This is a genomic window from Bartonella sp. CE47NXGY (assembly GCF_042195415.1).
Taxonomy (GTDB): domain Bacteria; phylum Pseudomonadota; class Alphaproteobacteria; order Rhizobiales; family Rhizobiaceae; genus Bartonella.
Window position 1 is genome coordinate 1 of sequence record NZ_JBHIOI010000039.1, and the last position, 3,843, is coordinate 3,843.

Sequence of the window (3,843 nt, forward strand, 5' to 3'; positions counted from 1 at the left end):
GCCTTTTTCATATTTTTGGATTTGTTGGAAACTGACACCTAAATAGCTTCCTAATTCTTTTTGGGAAAGTCCCATGGAAATGCGTCTATGACGAATTCTTTTGCCTATCAGAATATCGATAAAATTTGGATTTTTGGTTTGCACTTCAAGCCCCCCTCCGGTTGCGAGCGCCCTCGCATTGGTATTCCGGGAGTCAAAAATACTGAACCTAAATCAGCTTTTTGCTTTTAGTGCTCATCGCACCTGGACATAGCAAAAACTCCCGGAATTCCGGGATACCCACAAAAGTGGGATAAATTCATGTTTTAGGTTTCGGGTTTTTGATCCCCTATTGATCGTTGCGTAGACGACCAAAATTACAGTATTCATTTATAAGGCAATTTCAGAAAATTGGCAAGAGAAATCAAAATAATCTCAAAGTCTATAAGATTGGGTACTTTTTAAAAAAGTGCGAAATATGGATTATAAATCGCGTCTTTTGCTTAATCAGAAATGTCGATAAAATTTGGATTTTTAGTTTGCACTTCAAGCCCCCCTCCGGTTGCGAGCGCCCTCGCATTGGTATTCCGGGAGGTTGGATTCACTGAACTTAAACAGTCTCTTGTTTTTAGTGCTTAAAGCACTTGGACATAACAAAAGCCCCCGGAATTTCCGGGATAGCCATAATTGTTTATGTGTTAAGTTTTAAGGAATCCAACTCCTTATTGACCGCTGCGTAGACGACCAAAAAACACAGGCCAATTCATAAAGTAATTTCAGGAGATTGGCAAGAAAAATCAATATCCCATAAAATGGCGTGATTTGGAGGGGTGTGGAGTGCTGGTTTGAATTTGACTTAAGGGGGTATATGAATGGAATAATATTAATTGTTACTCTTTTGCTTAATCAGAAATCAGCCACAAGATTGCTTTTTGTTTTTTCGGCTGGAGCTCTCTAAAATTTTTCAAAAGTGAATGTTCTTTTTCGCTGTATGTTTCTTGATCATAGTGTGAGGCATGTGTTGAAAGATTTTCTTTTGTGGCAATGTCTGCATAAAAAAAGTTTACGGGAACTTCTAGTTTTTGAGCGATTTTGAGTAAACATCCTACGCTTACACGATTTAAGCCTTTTTCATACTTTTGGATTTGTTGGAAACTGACACCTAAATGGCTTCCTAATTCTTTTTGGGAAAGCCCTATTGAAATGCGTCTGTGGCGGATTCTTTTGCCTATCAAAATGTCGATAAAATGTGGATTTTTAGTTGGCACTTCAAGCCCCCCTCCGGTTGCGAGCGCCCTCGCATTGGTATTCCGGGAGTCAAAAATACTGAACCTAAATCAGCTTTTTGCTTTTAGTGCTCATCGCACCTGGACATAGCAAAAACTCCCGGAATTTCCGGGATAGCCATAAAAGTAGGCTCAATTGTACGCTAGGGTTTAGGGCTTGTCTTTCCTCTTGATCGTTGCGTGGACGATCAAAATATCTCTTTAAGTGATAAAGTAATTTCAGAAGATTGGCAAATGAAAATAGTTTTTATTTATAAACTTTATTTTTTAATGAGAGGCTTTCCGCCTCTCAAACTCTCCGGAACGCTCACCAAAATCATGAGATCAGACCGTTCTATCAAACTTATGTAAATGTGATCATTTCTGATTAAATATACTGTTGATTTCCTGCTTCTTTGAGGCTGGTTTCACCAAAGTTACAGGACATTGGCCAGAGCCTTCCTCTCCACAGGCTGATACGGTGGAACTCACCGCCAAGTTTTTTAAATTAATCGCGGCATTAATGTCTCGATCATGGTGTGTACCACAATGAGAACATCTCCACTCACGTATGCTAAGAGGTAATTGTTCAATCTTACATCCGCAATGATGGCAGATCTTACTGCTCGCATACCAACGATCTGCAATAACAATCTGTCGACCATAGCGTGCCGCCTTATATTCCAATTGACGGCGAAACTCGAAAAAACTTTGATCTGCAAGGGCACGCGATAAATGCTGATTTTTCAGCAAGCCTTTTACATGAAGATCTTCGAGACAAAATGTACCAAAACGCTGAATTAAATCTGTTGTAATCTTATGCAAATGATCTGTTCTGATATTGCTTATTCGTGCATGAAGCTTAGCGAGTTTTTGTTTCTCCTTATAACGATTGCTCGAGCCTTTTTGCTTACGGCTTAGCTTTCGTGATAAGCGTCGTAAACGATTTAGCAAAGCCTTATAAGGTTTAACGCTTCTTATGGTTTCTCCTGTCGAAAGCGTTGCAAGTGCATTGATGCCCAAATCAAGACCAACAATAGCTTGGTTCTCGCTCAGTGGCTCTTGATTATTGGTTTCAACGCTAAGACTTACAAACCACCGATCCGCTTTACGGCTAATGGTTACTGACAAGATCTTTCCTTGAAATCGCAATTGTTCTCGCAGACGAACCCAACCAAGTTTGGGAATTCTTATCTTGGAACCTTGCAACTGTACTTGATCATTGGTTAAAGTAAAACGATCGTGCACTCCTTTCTTTCTCAAAGTGGGATATCGGCTTCTTCCTGAAAAGAAATTCTTAAAAGCCATACCCAATTGAATAATTGCCATTTGTGGAGCATTTTTAGTGACTTCCATTATCCATGGAAATTGTTCTCGTTTTAGAGAATTGAATTGTCTACGTAGCGCATAGTCATTAGGCTTTGTAAATTATTATCTTTCTCCATGCTTCATATTGCTGCTGCCATTCCTTCAGTGCCCAATTATAAGCAAAGCGCGCGCAACCACTGGCTCGAGCCATGTAGCTTCGTTGTTTATTGTTTAAGTCTAGAGCTATTTTGTGAGCAAGAATCATTGCGATGCTTCTACAGCTTGACGAACATTCTCTAATAACTTTTGATTTTTTCTCGAACGACTTCCATAAAGACGAGCACTGAAGACAGTAATAATTTCTAAAACATCTTTGGTTAAATCTTCTTCAAAACTGCTTTCTTCTCCTTGATTGAGAATGACAACCTCAACTTGTTTGGCTTCACAAATGGCGAAGACCAATTCCGCACCAAAGCGCAATAAACGATCTTTATGCGTAATCACCAAACGACCTATTTCATTTTCAATGAGAGCATCCAACAAACGTTTAAGACCTTTTTTACGATAATTCATCCCTGACCCTAAATCAGAGATGAGTTCATAAGTCCACCTTGGCTTGCGCAATAAAGCTCGAGAACCTGTTTTTGTCGCTCTAAATCGTCTTTTTGATCATGGCTCGATACACGCGCATAAGCAATGGCTTTTCTTTGTGACAGTTCTCTCGAATGAAAAAGCTCAGGTCTAAGCTTGGATAGGTCATAACGACGGTGTCCTCCTGCCGTATGCTCAGAAATAATTTTGCCTTCACCTTCCCAACGGCGCAAAGTGCTAATCGAAACACCCAAAACTTGAGCGGCCTTACCTATCCCAATAAATCTATCCATAATGTATATTATTACAAAGATATAAATAGATTACAAGTAAGCTGTTAAAGCCCGCGTTTAATGAGGGGACTAACAATCCTAGGTTCTTAAGGTCAAGGAGACCATTACATGGCGCCTAACGGCGTCCTTGACCCCCAGAACTTAACGGCTTGTTTTGTCCCTCTCACGCGGCTCCGAAATCATGATTAGAAGGGGAGCTTATAGGGGGAGTGATATCAGGCATATCAATTTATCAAGGTGTTTTTAGAGTGTATGATGAGTATTTTAGGCTGGATTTTTTTGTCGCGTTTGATGAAATAATCTCGTTTGAGGGGTGATCTGAAGTGCTTGGGGGAGATTGGCTAGGCAAGAAGCTGGGGTAATACTATTGTTTATAGAGTGGTGCGGTGTGGAAGTTTCATTTGGCT

The 3,843-nt window shown here is 40.1% G+C and carries 4 protein-coding genes and 1 pseudogene; all 5 read right to left on the reverse strand.

The window, feature by feature from the left end; translation table 11 throughout:
* Positions 1 to 144, reverse strand: a 144-nt coding sequence (locus ACFIL3_RS08230; RefSeq protein WP_375682059.1) for a helix-turn-helix domain-containing protein, incomplete at its 3' end; no start/stop codon positions are given.
* A gap of 737 nt (positions 145 to 881) precedes the next feature.
* Positions 882 to 1,247: a helix-turn-helix domain-containing protein gene (locus tag ACFIL3_RS08235; RefSeq protein WP_375682056.1), complete on the reverse strand. Its 366-nt coding sequence runs from the start codon at positions 1,245 to 1,247 to the stop codon at positions 882 to 884.
* A 375-nt stretch (positions 1,248 to 1,622) separates the two neighbouring features.
* On the reverse strand, positions 1,623 to 2,600 hold the full coding sequence (locus ACFIL3_RS08240) for an RNA-guided endonuclease InsQ/TnpB family protein (protein ID WP_375682057.1): 978 nt from the start codon (positions 2,598 to 2,600) through the stop codon (positions 1,623 to 1,625).
* Positions 2,601 to 2,658: 58 nt separating this feature from the next.
* The gene (locus ACFIL3_RS08245) at positions 2,659 to 2,817 is read right to left on the reverse strand and encodes a helix-turn-helix domain-containing protein (protein WP_375638488.1); all 159 of its coding nucleotides are present in this window, start codon (positions 2,815 to 2,817) and stop codon (positions 2,659 to 2,661) included.
* Positions 2,814 to 3,436 (reverse strand): annotated as a pseudogene (locus ACFIL3_RS08250) (IS607 family transposase). Before ACFIL3_RS08250 ends, ACFIL3_RS08245 begins: the two are co-directional and overlap by 4 nt.
* Positions 3,437 to 3,843 lie beyond the last annotated feature (407 nt).

What these genes read in the sequence shown, in the direction of transcription:
- ACFIL3_RS08240 (WP_375682057.1), bottom strand. Translation starts at nt 2,600, where the DNA reads ATGGAAGTCACTAAAAATGCTCCACAAATGGCAATTATTCAATTGGGT.
- ACFIL3_RS08245 (WP_375638488.1), bottom strand. Translation starts at nt 2,817, where the DNA reads ATGATTCTTGCTCACAAAATAGCTCTAGACTTAAACAATAAACAACGA.